General features: G+C 43.2%; 21 protein-coding genes. 13 read left to right on the top strand and 8 right to left on the bottom strand.

Translation table 11 applies throughout. The features are described 5' to 3' along the window. On the bottom strand, positions 1–393 hold a 393-nt coding region (locus tag CAN34_RS05790; RefSeq protein ID WP_302476512.1), incomplete at its 3' end, for a 1-deoxy-D-xylulose-5-phosphate synthase N-terminal domain-containing protein. A gap of 489 nt (positions 394–882) precedes the next feature. On the opposite strand from CAN34_RS05790, the gene ribA reads away from it, so the two are divergent. From ribA to CAN34_RS05775, 3 genes are all read left to right on the top strand, one after another. Then, positions 883–1,575 (top strand): GTP cyclohydrolase II, encoded by a 693-nt coding sequence (ribA, locus tag CAN34_RS05785; RefSeq protein ID WP_079690753.1) that lies wholly within the window; start codon positions 883–885, stop codon positions 1,573–1,575. 18 nt (positions 1,576–1,593) lie between these two features. After that, on the top strand, positions 1,594–2,604 hold the full coding sequence (gene hemF, locus CAN34_RS05780) for an oxygen-dependent coproporphyrinogen oxidase (protein ID WP_089554842.1): 1,011 nt from the start codon (positions 1,594–1,596) through the stop codon (positions 2,602–2,604). Between the two features lie 481 nt (positions 2,605–3,085). Beyond that, a complete protein-coding gene (locus tag CAN34_RS05775) occupies positions 3,086–3,559 on the top strand; it encodes a cytochrome c (protein WP_089554841.1) in 474 nt (157 codons plus the stop codon). Between the two features lie 97 nt (positions 3,560–3,656). Here CAN34_RS05775 and gloA read toward each other — a convergent pair whose 3' ends face one another. Both gloA and CAN34_RS05765 read right to left on the bottom strand, forming a co-directional pair. Next, positions 3,657–4,226, bottom strand: a complete 570-nt coding sequence (gene gloA, locus CAN34_RS05770; protein WP_089554840.1) for a lactoylglutathione lyase — start codon at positions 4,224–4,226, stop codon at positions 3,657–3,659. Between the two features lie 113 nt (positions 4,227–4,339). Beyond that, positions 4,340–4,978, bottom strand: a complete 639-nt coding sequence (locus CAN34_RS05765; protein ID WP_079690750.1) for a carbonic anhydrase — start codon at positions 4,976–4,978, stop codon at positions 4,340–4,342. Between the two features lie 475 nt (positions 4,979–5,453). On the opposite strand from CAN34_RS05765, the gene potA reads away from it, so the two are divergent. The 4 genes from potA to CAN34_RS05745 all read left to right on the top strand — a co-directional run bounded on the left by potA (position 5,454) and on the right by CAN34_RS05745 (position 9,455). Then, positions 5,454–6,728: a spermidine/putrescine ABC transporter ATP-binding protein PotA gene (gene potA / locus CAN34_RS05760; protein ID WP_089554839.1), complete on the top strand. Its 1,275-nt coding sequence runs from the start codon at positions 5,454–5,456 to the stop codon at positions 6,726–6,728. Next, positions 6,728–7,606 (top strand): spermidine/putrescine ABC transporter permease PotB, encoded by an 879-nt coding sequence (gene potB, locus CAN34_RS05755; RefSeq protein WP_089554838.1) that lies wholly within the window; start codon positions 6,728–6,730, stop codon positions 7,604–7,606. The genes potA and potB overlap by 1 nt, the downstream gene beginning before the upstream one ends. Next, the gene (potC, locus tag CAN34_RS05750; protein WP_089554837.1) at positions 7,606–8,448 is read left to right on the top strand and encodes a spermidine/putrescine ABC transporter permease PotC; all 843 of its coding nucleotides are present in this window, start codon (positions 7,606–7,608) and stop codon (positions 8,446–8,448) included. Before potB ends, potC begins: the two co-directional genes overlap by 1 nt. Before the next feature lie 116 nt (positions 8,449–8,564). Beyond that, positions 8,565–9,455 (top strand): LysR family transcriptional regulator, encoded by an 891-nt coding sequence (locus CAN34_RS05745; protein ID WP_089554836.1) that lies wholly within the window; start codon positions 8,565–8,567, stop codon positions 9,453–9,455. 27 nt (positions 9,456–9,482) lie between these two features. Here the strand turns inward: CAN34_RS05745 and CAN34_RS05740 are convergent, their stop codons facing one another. From CAN34_RS05740 to CAN34_RS05725, 4 genes are all read right to left on the bottom strand, one after another. Continuing rightward, positions 9,483–9,854 carry a CrcB family protein gene (locus CAN34_RS05740; RefSeq protein WP_089554835.1) on the bottom strand — a complete coding sequence of 124 codons (372 nt, stop codon included), beginning with the start codon at positions 9,852–9,854 and terminating at the stop codon, positions 9,483–9,485. Positions 9,855–9,918: 64 nt separating this feature from the next. Next, positions 9,919–10,968, bottom strand: a complete 1,050-nt coding sequence (tsaD, locus tag CAN34_RS05735; protein ID WP_089554834.1) for a tRNA (adenosine(37)-N6)-threonylcarbamoyltransferase complex transferase subunit TsaD — start codon at positions 10,966–10,968, stop codon at positions 9,919–9,921. 162 nt (positions 10,969–11,130) lie between these two features. After that, positions 11,131–11,655 carry a cytochrome c5 family protein gene (locus CAN34_RS05730; protein ID WP_089554833.1) on the bottom strand — a complete coding sequence of 175 codons (525 nt, stop codon included), beginning with the start codon at positions 11,653–11,655 and terminating at the stop codon, positions 11,131–11,133. A gap of 117 nt (positions 11,656–11,772) precedes the next feature. Beyond that, entirely contained in the window at positions 11,773–12,186 is a 414-nt protein-coding gene (locus tag CAN34_RS05725; RefSeq protein WP_254423105.1) for a hypothetical protein, read from the bottom strand. A gap of 428 nt (positions 12,187–12,614) precedes the next feature. On the opposite strand from CAN34_RS05725, the gene rpsU reads away from it, so the two are divergent. Together rpsU and CAN34_RS05715 are read left to right on the top strand one after the other, a co-directional pair. Continuing rightward, positions 12,615–12,830, top strand: coding sequence for a 30S ribosomal protein S21 (gene rpsU, locus CAN34_RS05720; RefSeq protein WP_079690742.1), 216 nt, complete (start codon positions 12,615–12,617; stop codon positions 12,828–12,830). 225 nt (positions 12,831–13,055) lie between these two features. Continuing rightward, on the top strand, positions 13,056–13,505 hold the full coding sequence (locus CAN34_RS05715) for a GatB/YqeY domain-containing protein (RefSeq protein WP_089554832.1): 450 nt from the start codon (positions 13,056–13,058) through the stop codon (positions 13,503–13,505). Positions 13,506–13,625: 120 nt separating this feature from the next. On the opposite strand, the gene CAN34_RS05710 is transcribed toward CAN34_RS05715, so the two are convergent. Continuing rightward, complete coding sequence (locus tag CAN34_RS05710) at positions 13,626–15,287, bottom strand: M48 family metalloprotease (protein ID WP_089554831.1); 1,662 nt, start codon at positions 15,285–15,287, stop codon at positions 13,626–13,628. A 410-nt stretch (positions 15,288–15,697) separates the two neighbouring features. Between CAN34_RS05710 and CAN34_RS05705 the strand changes: the two genes are divergently transcribed. The 4 genes from CAN34_RS05705 (at position 15,698) to thiS (ending at position 18,004) form a co-directional block, all read left to right on the top strand. Then, positions 15,698–16,174, top strand: a complete 477-nt coding sequence (locus CAN34_RS05705; protein WP_089554830.1) for a sulfurtransferase TusA family protein — start codon at positions 15,698–15,700, stop codon at positions 16,172–16,174. Between the two features lie 240 nt (positions 16,175–16,414). Further along, positions 16,415–17,278, top strand: coding sequence for an RNA polymerase sigma factor RpoH (gene rpoH / locus CAN34_RS05700; RefSeq protein ID WP_197684676.1), 864 nt, complete (start codon positions 16,415–16,417; stop codon positions 17,276–17,278). A 51-nt stretch (positions 17,279–17,329) separates the two neighbouring features. Beyond that, positions 17,330–17,704, top strand: coding sequence for a DUF423 domain-containing protein (locus CAN34_RS05695; protein ID WP_089554829.1), 375 nt, complete (start codon positions 17,330–17,332; stop codon positions 17,702–17,704). A gap of 99 nt (positions 17,705–17,803) precedes the next feature. Then, entirely contained in the window at positions 17,804–18,004 is a 201-nt protein-coding gene (gene thiS / locus CAN34_RS05690) for a sulfur carrier protein ThiS (RefSeq protein WP_079690736.1), read from the top strand. Positions 18,005–18,104: the final 100 nt, after the last annotated feature.

Below are 18,104 nucleotides of genomic sequence, written 5' to 3'. Positions count from 1 at the left end.
AATAGTACCTAACTGCTCACGGCGACCCGTCAGTATTTTATGGGCATACGCTTGATGACCAACATCCCAAACAATCTGATCTTGCGGTGTATCCAATAAATAATGCAGCGCCACGGTCAACTCAATCACGCCTAAGTTGGCACCGAAATGACCACCACTTTGACCCGCTGAATACAACAAAAAGAGCCGTAGCTCATCAGCCAATGTTATTAGCTGATCGGTGCTAAAAGCTTTAAGATCAGCGGGTAAATCTACAGTATCAAGCAGTGGCGTATGTGGACGCTCACGTGGAATCGCTGCATAAGTCTGTTGCAGGTTTGATAGCGGTGCAGCAGAAGCAATGGCTGACGCAGATAATGACTGAGACTGTGGGGAATAAGGTGACTGCTGCATAAAACGTACGATACCTACCAATCTGCTGACAAAATGCTACCTTAGAATATAGCTATATTTATAACAATAACATGACTCTATTCTAAGTGGCGTTAATAATAGCGACGCCATCATTGATCTCATTGATGTCATCGGCTATACAATTATTGATACCGCTTTTATCGCTGCGGATAACGAAAAACACGCTGTTTAATATAAGGCAATAGTGCTAACGCTGTCATGCTTAGCGCTGTTCTAAAGACTATTATGCCTTATTTTTTTCAGTCATATCGAACGTTAGTGACGACATAGTAATGTAAGGGCGAAGACTTGTCACTGTATCCGTCAAAATAGTATGGCATAATAGCATTTATTTTTAATTGTCGCTTTAATCATCGTGCGTCGTCTGTGAACTTTGTGTGTTTTTATCATAAACACTATCAGCATGCTATTTTTATAAAAAACCCATACTAAAATACCGCCACGATGATCGGCTTATGCAGGACATTAATGTCATATCAATTTATCACTAGCGCCAAGCTGCCTACTCGTCACGGCGAGTTTGATATTCATATCTTTGAAAACGATGCTGGTCAAGAGCACGTGATGCTCACCGTTGGTCTCTCTGTGGTCAATGACACGAATATTATCGACACTTCACACCCACATGATGCAGTATTAAATCAAAAAAATGCGACATTATCAGAGCGACCTGTTCCACTGATACGTATTCATTCTGAGTGCTTGACCGGTGATGCTTTTAGCTCCTTGAAGTGTGATTGCGGTCCACAGCTGAATACTGCTATGCAGGCGATACAAGAGATGGGCTGCGGCGCTATCTTATATTTGCGCCAAGAAGGTCGAGGTATTGGTCTGACCAATAAAATTCGCGCTTATGCCCTGCAAGATCAGGGACACGATACGTTAGATGCCAATCTTATGTTAGGCTTACCGGCTGATGCGCGTATTTATGATATGTGCGGACCCATGCTTGCCCATGTCGGCGTTGATGCTGTACGCCTTATCACCAATAACCCTGATAAAGTTGCTTACTTAACGGAGCATGGAATTGATGTCGTTGAACGGGTGCCGTTAGTCGTTGGGGTTAACGATATGAATGCTGAATATCTAGCGACCAAGCGCGATCGCATGGGACATCTGTTTGATAAAGAATTCAATACCGCCTTACACCTTAACAAATAGTAAATAATTAGATATTTTATGAATATTCCAAATATAAACAATGATACAGAGCTTTCAATAATAGCCTCAGCAGTGACGCCGAGCAATAACGATATCATGCGCGTGCGTGAGTTTTTGGTGGATTTGCAAGCACGTATCTGTCAAGCGTTAGAGGCACAAGAGCGTGACGGCAGCACTGATAACAATCAACCAGCAACCTTTGTTCCTGACGATTGGGAGCGCCCTGAAGGCGGTGGTGGTCGCTCGTGTGTGTTAGCAGATGGCGAAGTTATTGAAAAAGCTGGTGTTATGTTTAGCCATATTCATGTCCATAACTTGCCTGCTTCAGCAACCGCGCGCCATCCTGATATTGCTGGTCGTAAAGCTCAAGCGATGGGTGTATCGCTGGTCGTTCACCCCAGAAACCCCAATGTCCCTACTAGCCATGCTAATGTGCGTTTGTTTATTGCCGAAGCAGAAGGCGAAGAGCCGATTTGGTGGTTTGGTGGCGGTTTTGATTTGACTCCGTTTTATCCAGTCCTTGCTGACTGCGTACATTGGCATCAAGTCTGTCACGATCTCTGCGCCCCATTTGGTGATAGCGTTTATCCTGATTTTAAGCAATGGTGTGATGAATATTTCCATCTACGTCACCGCGATGAGCAGCGCGGTATTGGCGGCTTGTTTTATGATGATGTCAACGTTGAGAGTCGTGGCTGGGATTTTGAGACTTGTTTTAAATTCATGCAAGCCGTCGGTAATGGCTACCTTGAGGGTATTTTACCCATCTTTGAGGCAAATAAAGAAACACCATATACCGAAGCACAGCGTGAATTTCAGCTATATCGTCGCGGACGCTATGTCGAATATAATCTCGTTTATGACCGAGGTACGCTGTTTGGTTTACAAAGCAACGGGCGTATCGAATCTATCTTAGTCAGTATGCCACCGCTTGCAAGCTGGCATTATCGCTTTGAGCCTGTCGAAGGATCGTCTGAGTTTGAATTGACTGATTTCTATCTAAAACCGCGCGATTGGTTGACTTTATAGTCGAAATTGGCATAATAACCAACAGACGGTGTACAAGTGCTTGCATAATAAATATTTATCAACTGCTTATTTATATCGGTTAAAAAAGCTTATAGATAGTCATTGCTTGTCATATTAGTTACTTATCACAGTAGTTATAAAGGTCAGCTATCCATGCTGACCTTTACTATTTAAGTAAGCTGTTATTCAAAACAAGTACTGGTCATTATTTAAAGCTAATTTATAGGACAATTTAATCTATTTTACAAAAAATCACGCTATCGCCCTATGCTACTTAAGCCTCTTGCTGTTTAATATAGGATAGTAAGTATTTCCAGCATCGTGAAAAACTGTATTTTAGGATATTAATAAAGAATATATTAATAAAGCAGATATTAAAAATATCATATAAAAAAATTTAATAGCAGCAAGCCAATTTAGGTGACGAGCATGTATATGCTACGCCACCTTTTTATTATCTACGTATAAAGGATCAATACACATGACTCAAGTAATTAATCATAAACTATTAAAATCAATCTTCGGTATCACACTGATGGCAGCAACTTTAGGTCTAACAGCGTGTAGTACACCAGTTGACCCTGACGTCAAAGCCCGTCAAGACATCATGAAAAACTTTGGCGATTCAATGAAAGTGATGGGTGGTATGGCAAAAGAGCCTGATACCTTTGATGCAGAAGTATTTAAAGAGCAAGCAACATTTTTAGCAGAAGAGTCTAAAAAACCTTGGAACCATTTTAATAATCCGGAAGCAGTGGGTGGTGCTAAAGATGCAGTATGGTCAAATGCTGATGGTTTTAAAGCAGAAGCAGAGAATTTTCAAAAAGTAACTGCTGAGCTGGCTACTGCTGCACAGTCAGCGACCAGCATTGATGAGGTGATGCCAGCTTTCAAACCTGTTGGTGACAGCTGTAAATCATGCCATACAGACTTTCAAGTCAAGAAAGACGACTAAGTAATGCGTCTGTAGCAGTACAAAAAAGCCACCTGAGCAAAAGATCAGGTGGCTTTTTTAATCGCTTAATTTACGAGTCATTTGATTTATGAATCATTTAACCCATCAAATCTGCTTGTACGATTTCAATCCAGTAGCCATCGACGTCTTTGATGAAAGCGATATGCTTCATGCTGCCTTCATCCGGACGTTTTTTGAATTCAACATTATTTTTATCAAACCAAGTCACCGCATCATCAAGGTTAGGCACACTAAAGCAGATATGACCAAAGCCTTGTGGCTCTTGGTTGCCATCATGGTAGCTAAAGTCAGCTTTTGTCTCGGTACCATAATTATGGGTCAATTCTAAAATACCGCGCTGTCTGAACGCAAAAATCTCTAAATCATCGCCTGATGGCAAATTTTCACGCTCGCTCTCGGTAAGCTTGGCTAAAAAGTACAAATCAAAACCCATCGCAGGGAATTTTTTTACCGCCAGCAATGTCATTCCTAAGACACCAGTATAAAACTCCAATGACTTAGCAGGGTCTTTAACGCGCAGCATCGTATGGTTAAACGTATAGCCTGACGTCTGTGCCGAGATAGGCTGAACGCCCTCGGCCTTTACGCTGCTCTCAGGCTGGGCTTGCGATGATTGGTCATTATTAAAAGTGGCAGGATTAGTCATAGTTATTCCAATATTTAATTTATTCTCATATTTAACAGTCGATACGGTCTTAATTCTGACATGCATCAATCATGATAGCTGTATAACTATAAATATATAGTTATAAACGTCTATTAGGCATCTAAAAACCGCACCTTTCCCGTCTCTAAATTATATTCTGCACCAACGACAAGCAACTGACCACTGCTAGTTAAGTCTTCTAAGGCACGCGAACCATGTTTCAATTGGCTGACCGACATGCGGACATTGGCACGTATTGAGCGATCAACCAGCTCATCAGCATCCACATCTTGGCCGTTGGCGGTCGCCAGCTCATGCAGGTTATAAACGCTTGGACGGATACGATCAACGATTGATTGTAAGTTGGGAGAATAATTCTGCTCAGGATTAATAAGCGCCTCTACGCAAGCGGTTACAGCGCCGCAATGCGAATGCCCAAGCACCACGACCAGCTTAGTACCGAACTTTTCGGCGGCAAACTCAACCGAACCAATTTGCGAGGGCGCAACCACATTGCCCGCCACACGGATAACAAACAAATCACCCAATCCTTGATCAAACACAATCTCAACTGGGACGCGTGCGTCTGAACAACCCAAAATAATGGCAATAGGGTCTTGATCACTGATGAGTTCTGGGCGCTTTTGCATGCAGGGATCAGTGCTTGTCAAACTATCAATGTAACGCACATTGCCTTGTTTGAGAAGCGCCAGTGCTTCTTGACCTGTTTTTGGGCGTGTATCGTTAGGCATAAGAAATCCTTGATGATTAAAATAGTTAAAATTATAAATTGCTCTAGCGTTATCTTGTTCAAAATAGTGTAGCTAAGGTTTTGCTATCGTAAATAGCATTGTATTTATCATACACAAAATGATTGTATAGGAATAAGGCAAAAAACATGGTAAAAAAATTTATTTCAATATCACTATATTAAGACAGACCTATTTAAACTTGCAAAAACCAGCAGCAGACAACTTATAAAGACATAAGTAAAACGTAAAAATAAAGGCATAAAAGCCTATCAGAGTGCCTTTTACTGTGATGACGACATAACCCAACTAACCGATAACGAACTTGCATTAATTTATATCAAGGGTTTGTTATAATACACAGCAACCAGATTATATCGTTACCCATCGCTTACTCACACCCATATCAAACCACCTTAACTACAGCGTCCTAGATAAATAGCAGTACTGACCTATTGGATGCTTAGGAAAAAACCTTATGACCGAATCAAGTTTATATACGCAGACCATTCCTGCGTCACCCAACGCTGACAAGGTTTTGCTGCAACTGACTGGTCTAAAAAAAACCTATGATCAAACGGAAGTCCTAAAAGATATCAATCTCGACATTAAGCATGGTGAGTTTATAACGCTGCTTGGTCCATCAGGCTGCGGGAAAACAACCTTGTTGCGATTGATTGCCGGTTTTGAGCAGCCAAATGCAGGGGCGATTTATTTAGATGGCTTACAGATGGCAGGCTTGCCAGCGGATAAGCGTCCGGTCAATACCGTGTTTCAGCAATATGCGTTATTTCCACATATGACAGTCGCGCAAAATGTGGCGTACGGTCTTAAGCTTAAAAAAGTCCCTAAAGATGAGATTCAAACGCGGGTGCGCGAAATGCTAGCTATGGTACAACTTGAGCACCTTGCCAATCGCAGACCGCAGGATTTGTCCGGTGGTCAGCAGCAGCGCGTTGCGATTGCACGGGCAGTGATCAATCGTCCTAAATTATTATTGCTCGATGAGCCTTTATCGGCGCTCGATCATAAGCTGCGCCTGCAAATGCAGTCGGAGCTTAAACGCTTGCAACGTGAGCTGGGCATTACTTTTGTTTTTGTCACTCACGATCAAGAAGAAGCATTGTCGATGTCTGACCGTATCGCGGTGATGAAAGACGGTAAGTTTCAACAGATTGGCACCCCTATTGAGATTTATGAAACCCCTGCCAATTTATTTACGGCCAAATTTATCGGTGAGACCAATTTATTTAAGGCCGAAGTTAAGGGCGTCTACCCTGAGCAGCCAGACCGTGATGGGCTAGTGACCAATGGGCGTATTGAAGTTGAAGTTTGCGAGGCACAAATGCAAGAGGGTCCGACCACTTTGCGGAATTTGCGCCGTCCTAACTTTGCCAATGAGGTCCAAGTCGGCGATATGGTGAATTTATTGCTACGACCTGAGGATTTACGGATTTATGACCCGAACGATAAAGAACATGGCGGATTACTGGGACGCGTTATCGAAAGTAACTATAAAGGCAGTACCTTAGATTCGATTATTGAGCTGACCAATGGTCATATTATTAAAGCCTCTGAATTCTTCGATGAGGACGATCCAAGCTTTGATTATAAGCTTAATGAAGGTGTAAAAGTGTCATGGGTTGATGGCTGGGAATGGGTTTTGCCAGAAGACGATACGCTTGATAATGAGGTGAATCATCAATCTGCCAATTTAGCTGGCAATTTATCTGCCAGAAAGGATATCCGCTAATGGCAGGTACTAGCATAAGCAATAAAAGTCCTTTTCGTACGGCAACGCTGTGGCTGATTTGGGGCTGGCTACTCATTTTTGCGCTCTTGCCCAATATACTGGTGATTGCGGTCAGCTTTTTAACGCGTGACAGTACGGCTTTTATTAGCCTGCCTGTCAGCATTGATAGCTATGTGCGCATGATTGATCCGCTCTATTTTGATGTCTTTGTACATTCATTATGGATGGCAGGAATTACCACGATTATTTGCTTATTATTGGGCTACCCCTTTGCCTGGTTTGTCTCTCGAGTCAGCAGGCGTTGGCAGCCCTTATTAATGCTACTGCTAATATTGCCATTTTGGACCAACTCTTTGGTGCGAACCTATGCGCTTAAATTATTGTTTGCCAATAATGGCTTGATCAATAAATCGTTACTCGCGATAGGCGTTATCGATACCCCTATTGATATTTTATATACACAAGGGGCGGTAGTTGCAGGTCTAACCTATTTACTCTTTCCGTTTATGGTGCTGCCACTGTATGCAGTCTTTAGCGACTTACGCGATGATATGCTGCTCGCCTCACAGGATTTGGGTGCTTCAAAAAGACAAACTTTTTGGCATGTGGTACTGCCATTGACCACTCCTGGGGTTATATCAGGGGTACTTTTGGTACTACTACCAGCGATGGGTATGTTTTACGTGGCAGATATTTTAGGCGGTTCACGCAACTTACTGGTTGGTAATATTATTAAAAACCAGTTTTTAGATGCGCGTGATTGGCCGTTTGGTGCTGCAGCTAGCGTGTTATTGACACTGGCGATGGCAGTATTACTACTCGCCTACCGCGCCAGTAGCCGCCGCATTGGCAAAACTGATTTTAATGAGGTGGCCTAATGTCTGATAATTCACTAGATCATCAACTAAGCCGCTCAATGAATAATAAGTTGACGAAAAATAAAAGCTCCATAAAGTTTGGTAGTATTGCCGCCAAAGGCTATCTCGGTTTGATTTATGCCATGTTATATCTACCCATCCTTGTTTTGGTGGTGATGTCCTTTAATAAATCAAAAGTTGGTTATAACTGGGGCGGCTTTAGTTTAAAGTGGTATGAATCCTTATTTAACAATCAAGCAATGCTTGATGCCTTTTGGCATTCTATTGTCTTAGGTTTGGTTGCAGCCACGGTATCAACGATCATCGGCACACTGACAGCGCTTGCTTTACATCGCTATAATTTTCGCGGTAAAAGTCTGTTAAATGGCTTACTATTTGTGCTGATGATGTCGCCTGAGATTGTATTGGCAATATCGCTACTGGCGCTATTTTTATTAATTGGACTGCAGCTGGGTTTTGTATCGCTGTTACTAGCTCACATTACTTTTTGCCTACCATTTGTGGTCATTACTGTCTTTGCAAGATTGAGCAGTTTGGATGAGCGGCTGATGGAAGCGGCAAGAGACTTGGGTGCAAGTGAATCAACGATGGTGCGTACGGTATTGATTCCTGTTATCTTTCCAGCAGTGATGGCAGGTTGGCTGCTCGCCTTTACGTTATCGCTAGATGATGTGGTGGTATCGACCTTTGTGACCGGTCCTAGCTATGAGATTTTGCCGCTACGTATCTATTCAATGGTGCGTGTGGGTCTCAAACCTGAGGTCAATGCCATTGGTACGATATTGCTAGTTGCTTCACTAATTTTGGTAGTCATCTCCCAGTTATTGCTACGTCGACGTTAATTTTAATTTTAATTTAAAAATATTCTTAAAGTAAATAAAGTAACAATGAGCGTTTTTTAATCATTTATCCAACTCAGTATTTCTTATTCCTTTAACTTCGGTGGTTAGATTATTTTATGTTAGAGCTTCGTCATCTTAATACGCTAACTGCGCTACGCGCACATGGTTCATTGGCCGCTGCTGCCGATGAGCTGCATGTCACTGCCTCTGCTGTCTCGCATCAGTTAAAAGAGCTAGAGAATTACTACGATATCAGTTTGGTTAATCGCCGAACGCGACCCCTTACCTTTACGCCAGCTGGCAAAACGGTATTGGCGCTTGCCGACAGCATCATGCCGCAAGTCACCCGCACCAAAGCCAACCTCAAGCGTTTAGCTCACGGTCAAGCAGGCAGGTTGCGCTTGGCTTCTGAATGTCATAGCTGCTTTGATTGGTTGATGCCGATACTGAATCATTATCGCCGTGAATGGTCAGATGTTGAGCTGGATTTTGCCACGGGTTTTGAACCTGAGCCGCATCATTTATTGATGGAAGGTGATATCGATCTGCTGATTACGACCAGCAATTTGCCGATAGAAGGCATTAGCTATCAGCCATTGTTTGAGTACGAGAGCCGTTTGGTACTGTCGCCTACCCATGATTTGGCAGAACAACATTTCATTCGTCCAAACGATTTAATCGAAGAAACCTTGATTGCTTATCCGGTAGAAGCCAAGCGCCTCGATATTATTGCGAATTTTATGACCCCAGAGCAGGTCAGTTTTAAAAATATTCGCACCACTGAGCTGACCGCCATGCTAATACAACTAGTGGCCAGCGAACGCGGTGTGGCAGCGCTACCTGATTGGGTCGTTGCCGAATATGAGAAAAAAGGCTGGGTAGTATCGCGCCCATTGGGTAATGGCGTTTATTGTCAGCTGTATGCAGCAACGCGCACATCAAGTCAGGATACCGCTTATATGCAAGGGTTTGCCAGTTTATTAGAAGGGATAGTAAAACCGCTTTAGCTTTATTAAGAAACCATAGCTTTACGCCTATAAAACAAACTTAAAGAAATAAAACCCAAGCGCGGTTGCTAATAGCGTTAATCCTACATGCAACCCTATCAATCCCAAACCTGCTAACAATCGACCCTCACTAATAAAAGTAAATACCTCAGCGCTAAAAGTACTAAAAGTGGTCAGGCCGCCCAAAAAACCGGTGATAACAAATAATCTAACATTATCAGATAATCCGCTACCAACCCGTTCAAACCAGACTAACGCCAGCCCAATAAGTAGCCCACCTAAGACATTAGCGCCGAGTGTACCGAGTGGTATCCAGCTATGTAGCGGGTTAAAGCGCGCCAGCCATCCTCTTAAGCATGCGCCGATTGCTGCCCCTAAACCGATAGCGAGCCACTGCATGATGTAATCCTTCTTTTCTTAATGAATGCCATTTTAATAAGCAAAAAAACCATACTGCTGGCAATTACAGCGCAGGCAATTCGGTCATCGGCCAACGTGGAACGCAGCTGACGGCTAAACCATCAAATTGCCCAGCTTGCAGGCGCTCATAACCAGCATAAGCAATCATCGCGCCATTATCGGTACATAAGGCTGGCGGCGCATAATGCACAGTTGCGTTTATTTTAGCCAGTTCGGTCTCTAAAGTTTCACGCAAATGGCTGTTGGCACTGACTCCGCCGGCAATGACTAACCGACTCATCTCTGCTTGCTTAAGGGCTTTAACACATTTCTTCACCAGTGTATCAACGACTGCATGTTGAAAGCTGGCAGCGATATCAGCACGGACTTGTGGGTCACTATCAGAACCTATCCCAGAACCATCCGTATCTTTAATAAGGTTGTGTACAGCCGTTTTCATACCGCTAAAAGAAAAGTCCAAACCGCGGTGTAACATCGGTCTTGGTAGACTGTAAGCATTAGGATTTCCCGTTTCAGCTAGTTTAGCAATATTAGGACCACCGGGGTACTCTAGGCTCAGCATTTTAGCTGCTTTATCAAAGCACTCACCTGCCGCATCGTCGATTGATTCGCCCAGTATTTCATATTGACCAATGCCATGAGCGGCAATCAACAAGGTATGACCACCTGAAACCAGTAGCGACACGAACGGAAACGCGGGTGGATTTGCCCCCATCAGCGGTGCTAGCAAATGCCCTTCCATATGATGGACACCAATAGCTGGAATATCTAAGCCATATGCCAAACTGCGACCAAATAAGGCACCCGTCATCAAGGCACCGATGAGCCCTGGACCTTTGGTATAAGCGATGGCATCAATGTCATCTTTAGTAATATCGCACTGCTCTAATAGCTCATTAAATAAAGGCACTAGCTTACGAATATGGTCGCGGCTGGCAAGCTCAGGCACGACGCCACCATAGAGTGCATGTAGCTCTATTTGTGAATACAGCACTTGCCCCAGCAGACCTTTATTCTCGCTATGTATCTGCTCACTATCGAAAATCGCCAGACCGGTCTCATCGCAAGAGGTCTCTAAACCCAATACTTTCATGTCTTTGCCTTTATTACGTTGCTTTGCTCAATTACGTTACTTTGCTCAACTTAATTTTTTCTTATCTTAAAACTTAATAACAGTAAGGGTTTAGCAGTCACAAAAAAACCGCCACTGTTAGCGTACAATGGCGGTTATTCTATCAAATTTCAACAATTAATATTAGCTAACAGCAGCTACCATATAATCAACGGCCGCATGAACTTCAGCTTCACTCACTTCAGCGTTAGCTTGCGCTGGCATTTTGTTGAAGCCTTTCGCAGAATGCATACGTAGCGTGTCTATATCTTTGACAAGGTGTGGTGCCCAATCTGTTTTATTACCGAATTTCGGTGCTGCTAATAAGCCATTTTCATGGCAGACCTTGCACTGTTTTTCATACAGTTTAGCACCAGTGTCAGCTGCTAAGACTACAGGCTCAGCAGCAGCTTCTTCAGTTTCTACTACCGTCACTTCAGCAGGCTCAGGCTCAACCATAGGCTCAGGAGTAACCACTGCAGGTTCTGCAACCGGTGTTTCTGGCTCTACGACCACAGTCTCAGTTTCATTGACAGCAGCAGGCTCATCAGCAGCGGTATTATCACCGCCACTACACGCACTAAGTGCTAACAACGCACTAAGACTTATGCCTGACAGTGCCAATTTAACAGCTGATTTTTTGTTCATCGTATTTTGTTTAATAGTCATAGTTATTCCTTCATCTATGGATTGTTAGTGACAAAACTCAATGCTGATTCACGCTAGTCATTGAGCGCTATTACCTATTAAGTGGTGTTACTAAGTGCTTCTACTTATTCACCGTTATTAATTGGTCGCTGGTTCAGCTTCGGAAGTAGTAGTCGCATCAGCAGCTGGCATATCCGCACTATCCGCTACAGCAACCTCTGTACCCGCGCTGTCGGTAGCAGTCGTTGCTGACGTATCAGCAACCGCTGCGTCTCCTTCCGCATTCGCAGTAACAGTAGCCGCCGCATCTGCTGCAACATCAGCAGTTGGCATGGGCGCAGTTTCTGGAAAATCCATATCTTCTGCTTTAGGGGCATTTGTGCGGGCAAGTGCTGCGGCATCATCAACTCTGTCTATTGCCAAAACTTCGCCTGACTCTGCGCCAGCTTCTTCTTTTTCACTGCTACAAGCACTTAAACTTACGCCCATAGTGAGAACCAATGTTGTCCATAATGCTGTATTTATCGCTGTTTTTTTCATGCCGCTTTTCATTCAAAAATCCTCAATATGACTGGTATAAAAAGGTTGTAGAGTCTTGCTGTAATATCAAGCAGTAAACTAAACTCATCATATCATAGACTTTATATAAGCTGTTATTACCAAACAGGCGTTTTGTCCATGATTTATTAATTATTTGTTAAAAGATTATTAAAAATAATAACACTTCTGCTTAAAACAATACCTAGTTAAATTTAAACTGCTGAGTAAGCTATCATTCACTGTTATTTGCTGATATTTAAAGATAGATACGCTAAAGCCTTTGACTTTGCTGCTATTTTTTATTAAAATAAGCGCCCTTGTGCTATTGCGCAAGACTATCCTAGTTTGAGCTGATGCCGGTAATGTTGAGATATTACGGCTAAATACTAATACACAGCCAAACTAATGCCCTTATATCTCATCCTAATCAAGGAGTCTTCATGCCTGCAGTTAAGGTTAAAGAAAACGAACCAGTTGACATCGCTATCCGTCGTTTCAAACGTGCTTGTGAAAAAGCTGGCGTATTATCAGACGTACGTAAGCGTGAGTTTTATGAAAAACCAACGCAAGTACGCAAGCGCAAAGCAGCTGCTGCAGTAAAGCGTTATAAAAAGAAATTACAACGCGAAACTATTCGTACCACTCGTATGTACTAATCGATTATTCGATTAGCTAAGTACCAGCGCTACACTAACGCCACTGTTATCCAATGATATCAGTGGCGTTTTTTATGCTACAATTTTTATTATTACTGCTGACAGCTTTTTTTATGACAATTTTTATTGCAAGGCTATTACTTATTGCAACGTTATTACCAAGCTAAAAAATAGCAGCCAAATTTTACGTAAATATTTTATTAATACTCATAAGGAATAATAACAGTGAGCCAACTTAAACAGACCTTAACTGACACCATCATCGTCTCTATGAAAGCACGTGAGATTGAACGGGTCAAAGTATTACGTAACGTACAAGCGGTGATCAAACAGATTGAAATTGACCGTCAAACAGAGCTTGATGATGCCGAAGTATTGGAGATATTACAAAAACAGCTCAAACAGCGTCATGAGTCGTTGACTATTTTTACCGAAAACGGGCGCGATGATTTGGCGACCAAAGAGCAGTTTGAGATTGATATTATCAATGAATATATGCCAAAACAAATGGATGATACCGAACTTGCTGCTTTGGTCAATGCAGAAATCGCTGAACAAGGCGCCACATCGATGCGCGATATGGGTAGCGTGATGGGTGTACTGAAAACTAAAACCGCGGGTCGTGCTGACCCTGCCTTAATCTCAAAACTGATCAAAGAGGCATTGCAAGGCTAATAGAGACTGCAAGATTGGTAAAATGAAAGCTGGCTTTTATTAAAATCAGTGATCAATAGCTACCATCAAGCCATTCTATTATAAAACCTTGTATGAACCTCAAACTCTACAAATAACCGCCTAAGGCTTAAAGTCTTTGGCGGTTTTTACTGCTTTGATTTCGGCATTGATATTGGCGAGTATCGGACGCGCGCTACTGGCTTGGGCCGTATTTTGCAACTTTGCCGTCAGTTGTTTGGCTTGTGTCAAAGAAGTCAGCGCGCGCTCATAGCGTCCACTCCACAGCTGGTCATGACTGCGATAGCGAAGCGCATTAATCGTTGCGATGTTTGCAAGCAGCGGTGAGTCTGTGGTTTTTGCCAGTTTTTCATTGGCCAATTGCAAACTCTGCCAAGCATAGCGGTCACTGGGCTGCTGCTCGGTCAATGGCTTGAGTAATGCTTGCGCTTTGGTTGGCTGATTGCTGTTGGTTAATGCCTCCGCTAAATACAGACGTAAATCACGGCGCTCTGGATAAAGGCGCTGCTGACTTTCTAGCACTTCAGCAGCCTGTTGCCATTTATTTTGCTCAGTTAGAATTTGGCTTTGGGTAATGGATAATAACGGCTCTAACACTTGGCGCTTTGCAGCTGGTAAGGCTGACAGCTCAACAAACACATCGTTGGCCTCTTTAAAACGTTGCTGCTCGCCATACCAATGCATCAGCGCCAACTTTGCCCCAACGCTATTCTTTGCCGCAGTCGTCAATGCCGTTTCAGAGACATGCTTACCCGTACTTTGTACGCGCCAATGCAGCAGATCAAACAACGCTTGATGGCGCTGCTGCTGATTCAATGGCAACGAATTATAACGTTGAGCACGACTTTGCGATTCGCTTAAGCGCTCATTGCTCAATGGATGCGAGCGTATAAAACTGGGTAAGAACTGATTGGCGGTCTGATTCATCTGGCTTTTCTGATTCATGGTAGCAAAGAAACGCGGCATCGCCCGTGGATCGTAACCGGCTTGGTTCATAATTTGCATACCAACTCGATCAGCCTCACGCTCATTATTACGGCTAAAAGCCATGTTGCTATTCATAGTGGCAGTTTGGCTACCCATCATCACTGCCGCTGCCGCATCACCATCGACAGCGGATGCGGCAATCGCAGCGAGCACACCGCCTATTTGCATCAGTAAGGCTTTTTTGCGCTCATCAACACTGCTCTCATAATGACGCTGGCTAATATGAGCCACCTCATGAGCTACAACGCTAGCAAGCTCATCCATACTATGGGCGGCCAATATCGTTCCTGTATTCAGACCAATGACACCACCTGGTGCAGCAAACGCATTAATACTGGGGTTATCAATAATCACTAAGCCGAGCGGTGCTTGCTGGCGCGCTTGCGCATTTAGCCGCCAAGTCATCTCTTTGACGGTTTCTTGAATCCAAGGGTCATGCTCCATTTTCACGCTACCATTGATATTTCTTAATGACCATTCGCCAAGCAATTTATTCTGATATTGTTCGTCGAAGCTCAGTCCTTGACCGCGCAGGTTAGGCAAATTCAACTCTTCTGTGCCAGTCGATTGCCACGAATCATAGCTCAATGGCACAGCTTGGCTCTTGCTATAGGCTACGCTTGTACAGGCTAACAATAGTGATGATACTGCTAATTTCAGCGCAAGCGTTGGCGACAGATGGCGATTTACAAGCTTAGAGAACGACCATGTCTGCATGTTTGAATAATGAGTGACAACACTTTTATCCTGTGCATTCATGACTGGTTTCTCAAGCATCGATTGTCTTTTAGAGTAATACAAGTGCGTATCCTATGCGAGTAATCATAACGTCCTTTTGACTATACGATCTTGTCTATTCAAGGTCAATTGCAGTCTGCGTTTCGCTACCAATAACTCCGCAGGGCGTCACTATTGCGCAACATGACTATGTAAACCTATTGAGCACGTCTATTAGGAAAATCTAGAAACCCATGCTCACCAGTCGTTCTGATTGATCAAATATTATGATGACTATATTCAACTGCAATTGACGAGCGGCAATTTGCTATAATGGCAGGCCATGATACATGCTGCATCGTAAAAGAACAGCCACGAAATAGTAGAACATCGAAACCAATAAATATTTCAAACTTAAATATTAGATTTGAGTATAAAATTTCATTATAGATACTTTAAAGGTTTATTTTATGTCCGCTGATCGCCAAGCCATCATGGTACGAGCCTCTTATCCGATATGTTTGGCAGAGACTTTGTCTGAAATAGAGCAGCAATCGATAATGCAGCTGCTAGGCTTACTACCAACAGACAATAATAATGAAATCAACCTCAACGATATAAAAGACTTAAGCAAACCTGTCCTTAATATCAAAAATTTGGTAGATGGTCGTGGACTCGCCTGCCCAATGCCGTTGTTAAAAACTAAAGTGGCGCTACGTAATGTGGCAACTGGCGAATCATTATACGTAGTCGCCACTGACCCAAACTCTCAAGCAGATATTATGGCTTTTTGTCAACAAAGCCTGCGAACAGACGCGCTTAACCCGCTATCATTGGTAATCAATCAAGCAACGGTATTAGCTAACGAAGGTGCCGTGGCTAGCAAATCTAAATATTCTGTTGATACAATATATCACTTCATCATTACCAAAACTGATAGCAACTAAGCGTCGCTATCCTTTACAATTACCACTATAAAGATTTTATCTGACTGTTTGCTTATCTATTTAACCAAGGTCAAGAATATGGCTAATACCTCTACTAACGCTGCACCAACACGTAAAAAAGACAGCGTCGCTCCTGAAATAAATGAAGCACGTGATGCGGCATTGAAAGCTGCTGCTGAGCGTCCACCTTATGATGCCAGTGCGTTTGAAGACACTAGCACGCGTGATTTAGTACCTGCTATGCCAACGCATTTGTCCGCGCCTGGGGTGAACTTGGGCGCCTATATTAATACTGTACACCAAATTCCTATTTTGACGCCGACCCAAGAGCAGGAGCTTGCTCATCGCTATTATGATGAAGGTGATGTGGAAGCTGCACGTCTGCTCGTGATGTCGCATTTACGCTTTGTGATTCATATTGCACGTAGTTACTCAGGTTATGGTTTGCCACAAGCGGATTTAATCCAAGAAGGTAATTTAGGATTAATGAAAGCAGTGAAACGCTTTGATCCTAATAAAGGCGTACGTCTAGTATCGTTTGCGGTGCATTGGATTAAAGCGGAGATTCATGAGTTTGTCATTCGTAACTGGCGAATTGTTAAAGTCGCGACTACCAAGGCGCATCGTAAATTGTTCTTTAATTTACGCAGTCTAAAAAAGACCAACAACCAGTTGACGCTTGAAGAAGCCGATGCGATTGCCAATGACTTAAATGTTACCCGCAAGCAAGTGCTGGAGATGGAATCGCGTCTGACTTCGTACGATGCGTCATTTGAAGCGCAATCGAGTGATGACGACGACGGACGCTATGCGCCGCAATTATTTTTAGAAGACGGCATCGACCCTGCCGAGATTGTCGAAGAGTCTGACTGGGAAGAAAACAACTCATCAGCCTTAATTGCTGCGATGGATACCTTAGACGATCGCTCACGTGATATCGTCGAGCAGCGCTGGCTGTCCGAGCAAAAATCAACCTTGCACGAATTGGCAGCAGTCTATTCTATCTCTGCAGAACGCGTACGCCAAATCGAAAAGAATGCCATGGATAAAATCCGCGAGGCGATGACCATTGATAGTGTTATTTTGCCAGATGATCTTCAGTAAACGTTTGACTCTCCGATATAAAAAGCCCCAATCAATAACACGAGTTTTGCCATGCTAAATTGGATAGGTATCGCGGCGATTAATATGGCTATCGCCGTTGCTTTAGGCGCTTTCGGTGCTCATGGTCTCAAAGCTATGGTCAGCACTCAGCAGCTCGAATGGTGGCAGACGGCGACTTTATATTGGTTTATACATGGGCTTGGATTATTGCTCGTTGGCATACTGATTCGTCTTAATTATGCGACCCAAGCGACGGCATGGTTACTACAGATTGGCGTGATTATTTTTGCTGGTAGTTTATATGCGATGACACTTGGCGCGCCGCGTTGGTTTGGGGCGATTACCCCTATCGGTGGCGTTCTTATGATTGCTGGTTGGTTGTGGCTGACAGTGTCGACGTTTCGCTTAAGTAATGTATCCGTTTAGAGGTTGCAAATATTTTGCTAACCATGCAATCGGCAGTAATCAATACGATAAATATAGATTAGCAAAAAAGGAATTCTGAATACTTAAGGAGTATATATTATGAGCAATATTATTGTGAATGGTAAAAAACTACAAACCACTCATCAAACGGTACAACTGGTCATTAATGAATTGGGACTCAGTAACGGTCGCTATGCAGTCGAAGTCGATGGTGAACTGATTCCAAAGAGTGAGCTTGAGCAAATTCGTATTGCTGAAGGGATGAATATCGAAGTAGTTCAAGCAGTGGGCGGCGGCTAGCTTTTTTTGATAGTCAATTAAACCGTTATTTTTAAGAGACTGTCTGTAAAAAACGACTATAAAAAAGACCTCAACGACTATCCGTTAGAGGTCTTTTTTT

Source organism: Psychrobacter sp. DAB_AL32B (assembly GCF_002224105.1).
GTDB lineage: Bacteria > Pseudomonadota > Gammaproteobacteria > Pseudomonadales > Moraxellaceae > Psychrobacter.
This window is presented reverse-complemented; position numbering and strand designations above follow the sequence as displayed.

What these genes read in the sequence shown, in the direction of transcription:
- ribA (WP_079690753.1), top strand. Translation starts at nt 883, where the DNA reads ATGTCATATCAATTTATCACTAGCGCCAAGCTGCCTACTCGTCACGGC.
- hemF (WP_089554842.1), top strand. Translation starts at nt 1,594, where the DNA reads ATGAATATTCCAAATATAAACAATGATACAGAGCTTTCAATAATAGCC.
- CAN34_RS05775 (WP_089554841.1), top strand. Translation starts at nt 3,086, where the DNA reads ATGACTCAAGTAATTAATCATAAACTATTAAAATCAATCTTCGGTATC.
- gloA (WP_089554840.1), bottom strand. Translation starts at nt 4,226, where the DNA reads ATGACTAATCCTGCCACTTTTAATAATGACCAATCATCGCAAGCCCAG.
- CAN34_RS05765 (WP_079690750.1), bottom strand. Translation starts at nt 4,978, where the DNA reads ATGCCTAACGATACACGCCCAAAAACAGGTCAAGAAGCACTGGCGCTT.
- potA (WP_089554839.1), top strand. Translation starts at nt 5,454, where the DNA reads ATGACCGAATCAAGTTTATATACGCAGACCATTCCTGCGTCACCCAAC.
- potB (WP_089554838.1), top strand. Translation starts at nt 6,728, where the DNA reads ATGGCAGGTACTAGCATAAGCAATAAAAGTCCTTTTCGTACGGCAACG.
- potC (WP_089554837.1), top strand. Translation starts at nt 7,606, where the DNA reads ATGTCTGATAATTCACTAGATCATCAACTAAGCCGCTCAATGAATAAT.
- CAN34_RS05745 (WP_089554836.1), top strand. Translation starts at nt 8,565, where the DNA reads ATGTTAGAGCTTCGTCATCTTAATACGCTAACTGCGCTACGCGCACAT.
- CAN34_RS05740 (WP_089554835.1), bottom strand. Translation starts at nt 9,854, where the DNA reads ATGCAGTGGCTCGCTATCGGTTTAGGGGCAGCAATCGGCGCATGCTTA.
- tsaD (WP_089554834.1), bottom strand. Translation starts at nt 10,968, where the DNA reads ATGAAAGTATTGGGTTTAGAGACCTCTTGCGATGAGACCGGTCTGGCG.
- CAN34_RS05730 (WP_089554833.1), bottom strand. Translation starts at nt 11,655, where the DNA reads ATGACTATTAAACAAAATACGATGAACAAAAAATCAGCTGTTAAATTG.
- CAN34_RS05725 (WP_254423105.1), bottom strand. Translation starts at nt 12,186, where the DNA reads ATGAAAAGCGGCATGAAAAAAACAGCGATAAATACAGCATTATGGACA.
- rpsU (WP_079690742.1), top strand. Translation starts at nt 12,615, where the DNA reads ATGCCTGCAGTTAAGGTTAAAGAAAACGAACCAGTTGACATCGCTATC.
- CAN34_RS05710 (WP_089554831.1), bottom strand. Translation starts at nt 15,287, where the DNA reads ATGCTTGAGAAACCAGTCATGAATGCACAGGATAAAAGTGTTGTCACT.
- CAN34_RS05705 (WP_089554830.1), top strand. Translation starts at nt 15,698, where the DNA reads ATGTCCGCTGATCGCCAAGCCATCATGGTACGAGCCTCTTATCCGATA.
- rpoH (WP_197684676.1), top strand. Translation starts at nt 16,415, where the DNA reads ATGCCAACGCATTTGTCCGCGCCTGGGGTGAACTTGGGCGCCTATATT.
- CAN34_RS05695 (WP_089554829.1), top strand. Translation starts at nt 17,330, where the DNA reads ATGCTAAATTGGATAGGTATCGCGGCGATTAATATGGCTATCGCCGTT.
- thiS (WP_079690736.1), top strand. Translation starts at nt 17,804, where the DNA reads ATGAGCAATATTATTGTGAATGGTAAAAAACTACAAACCACTCATCAA.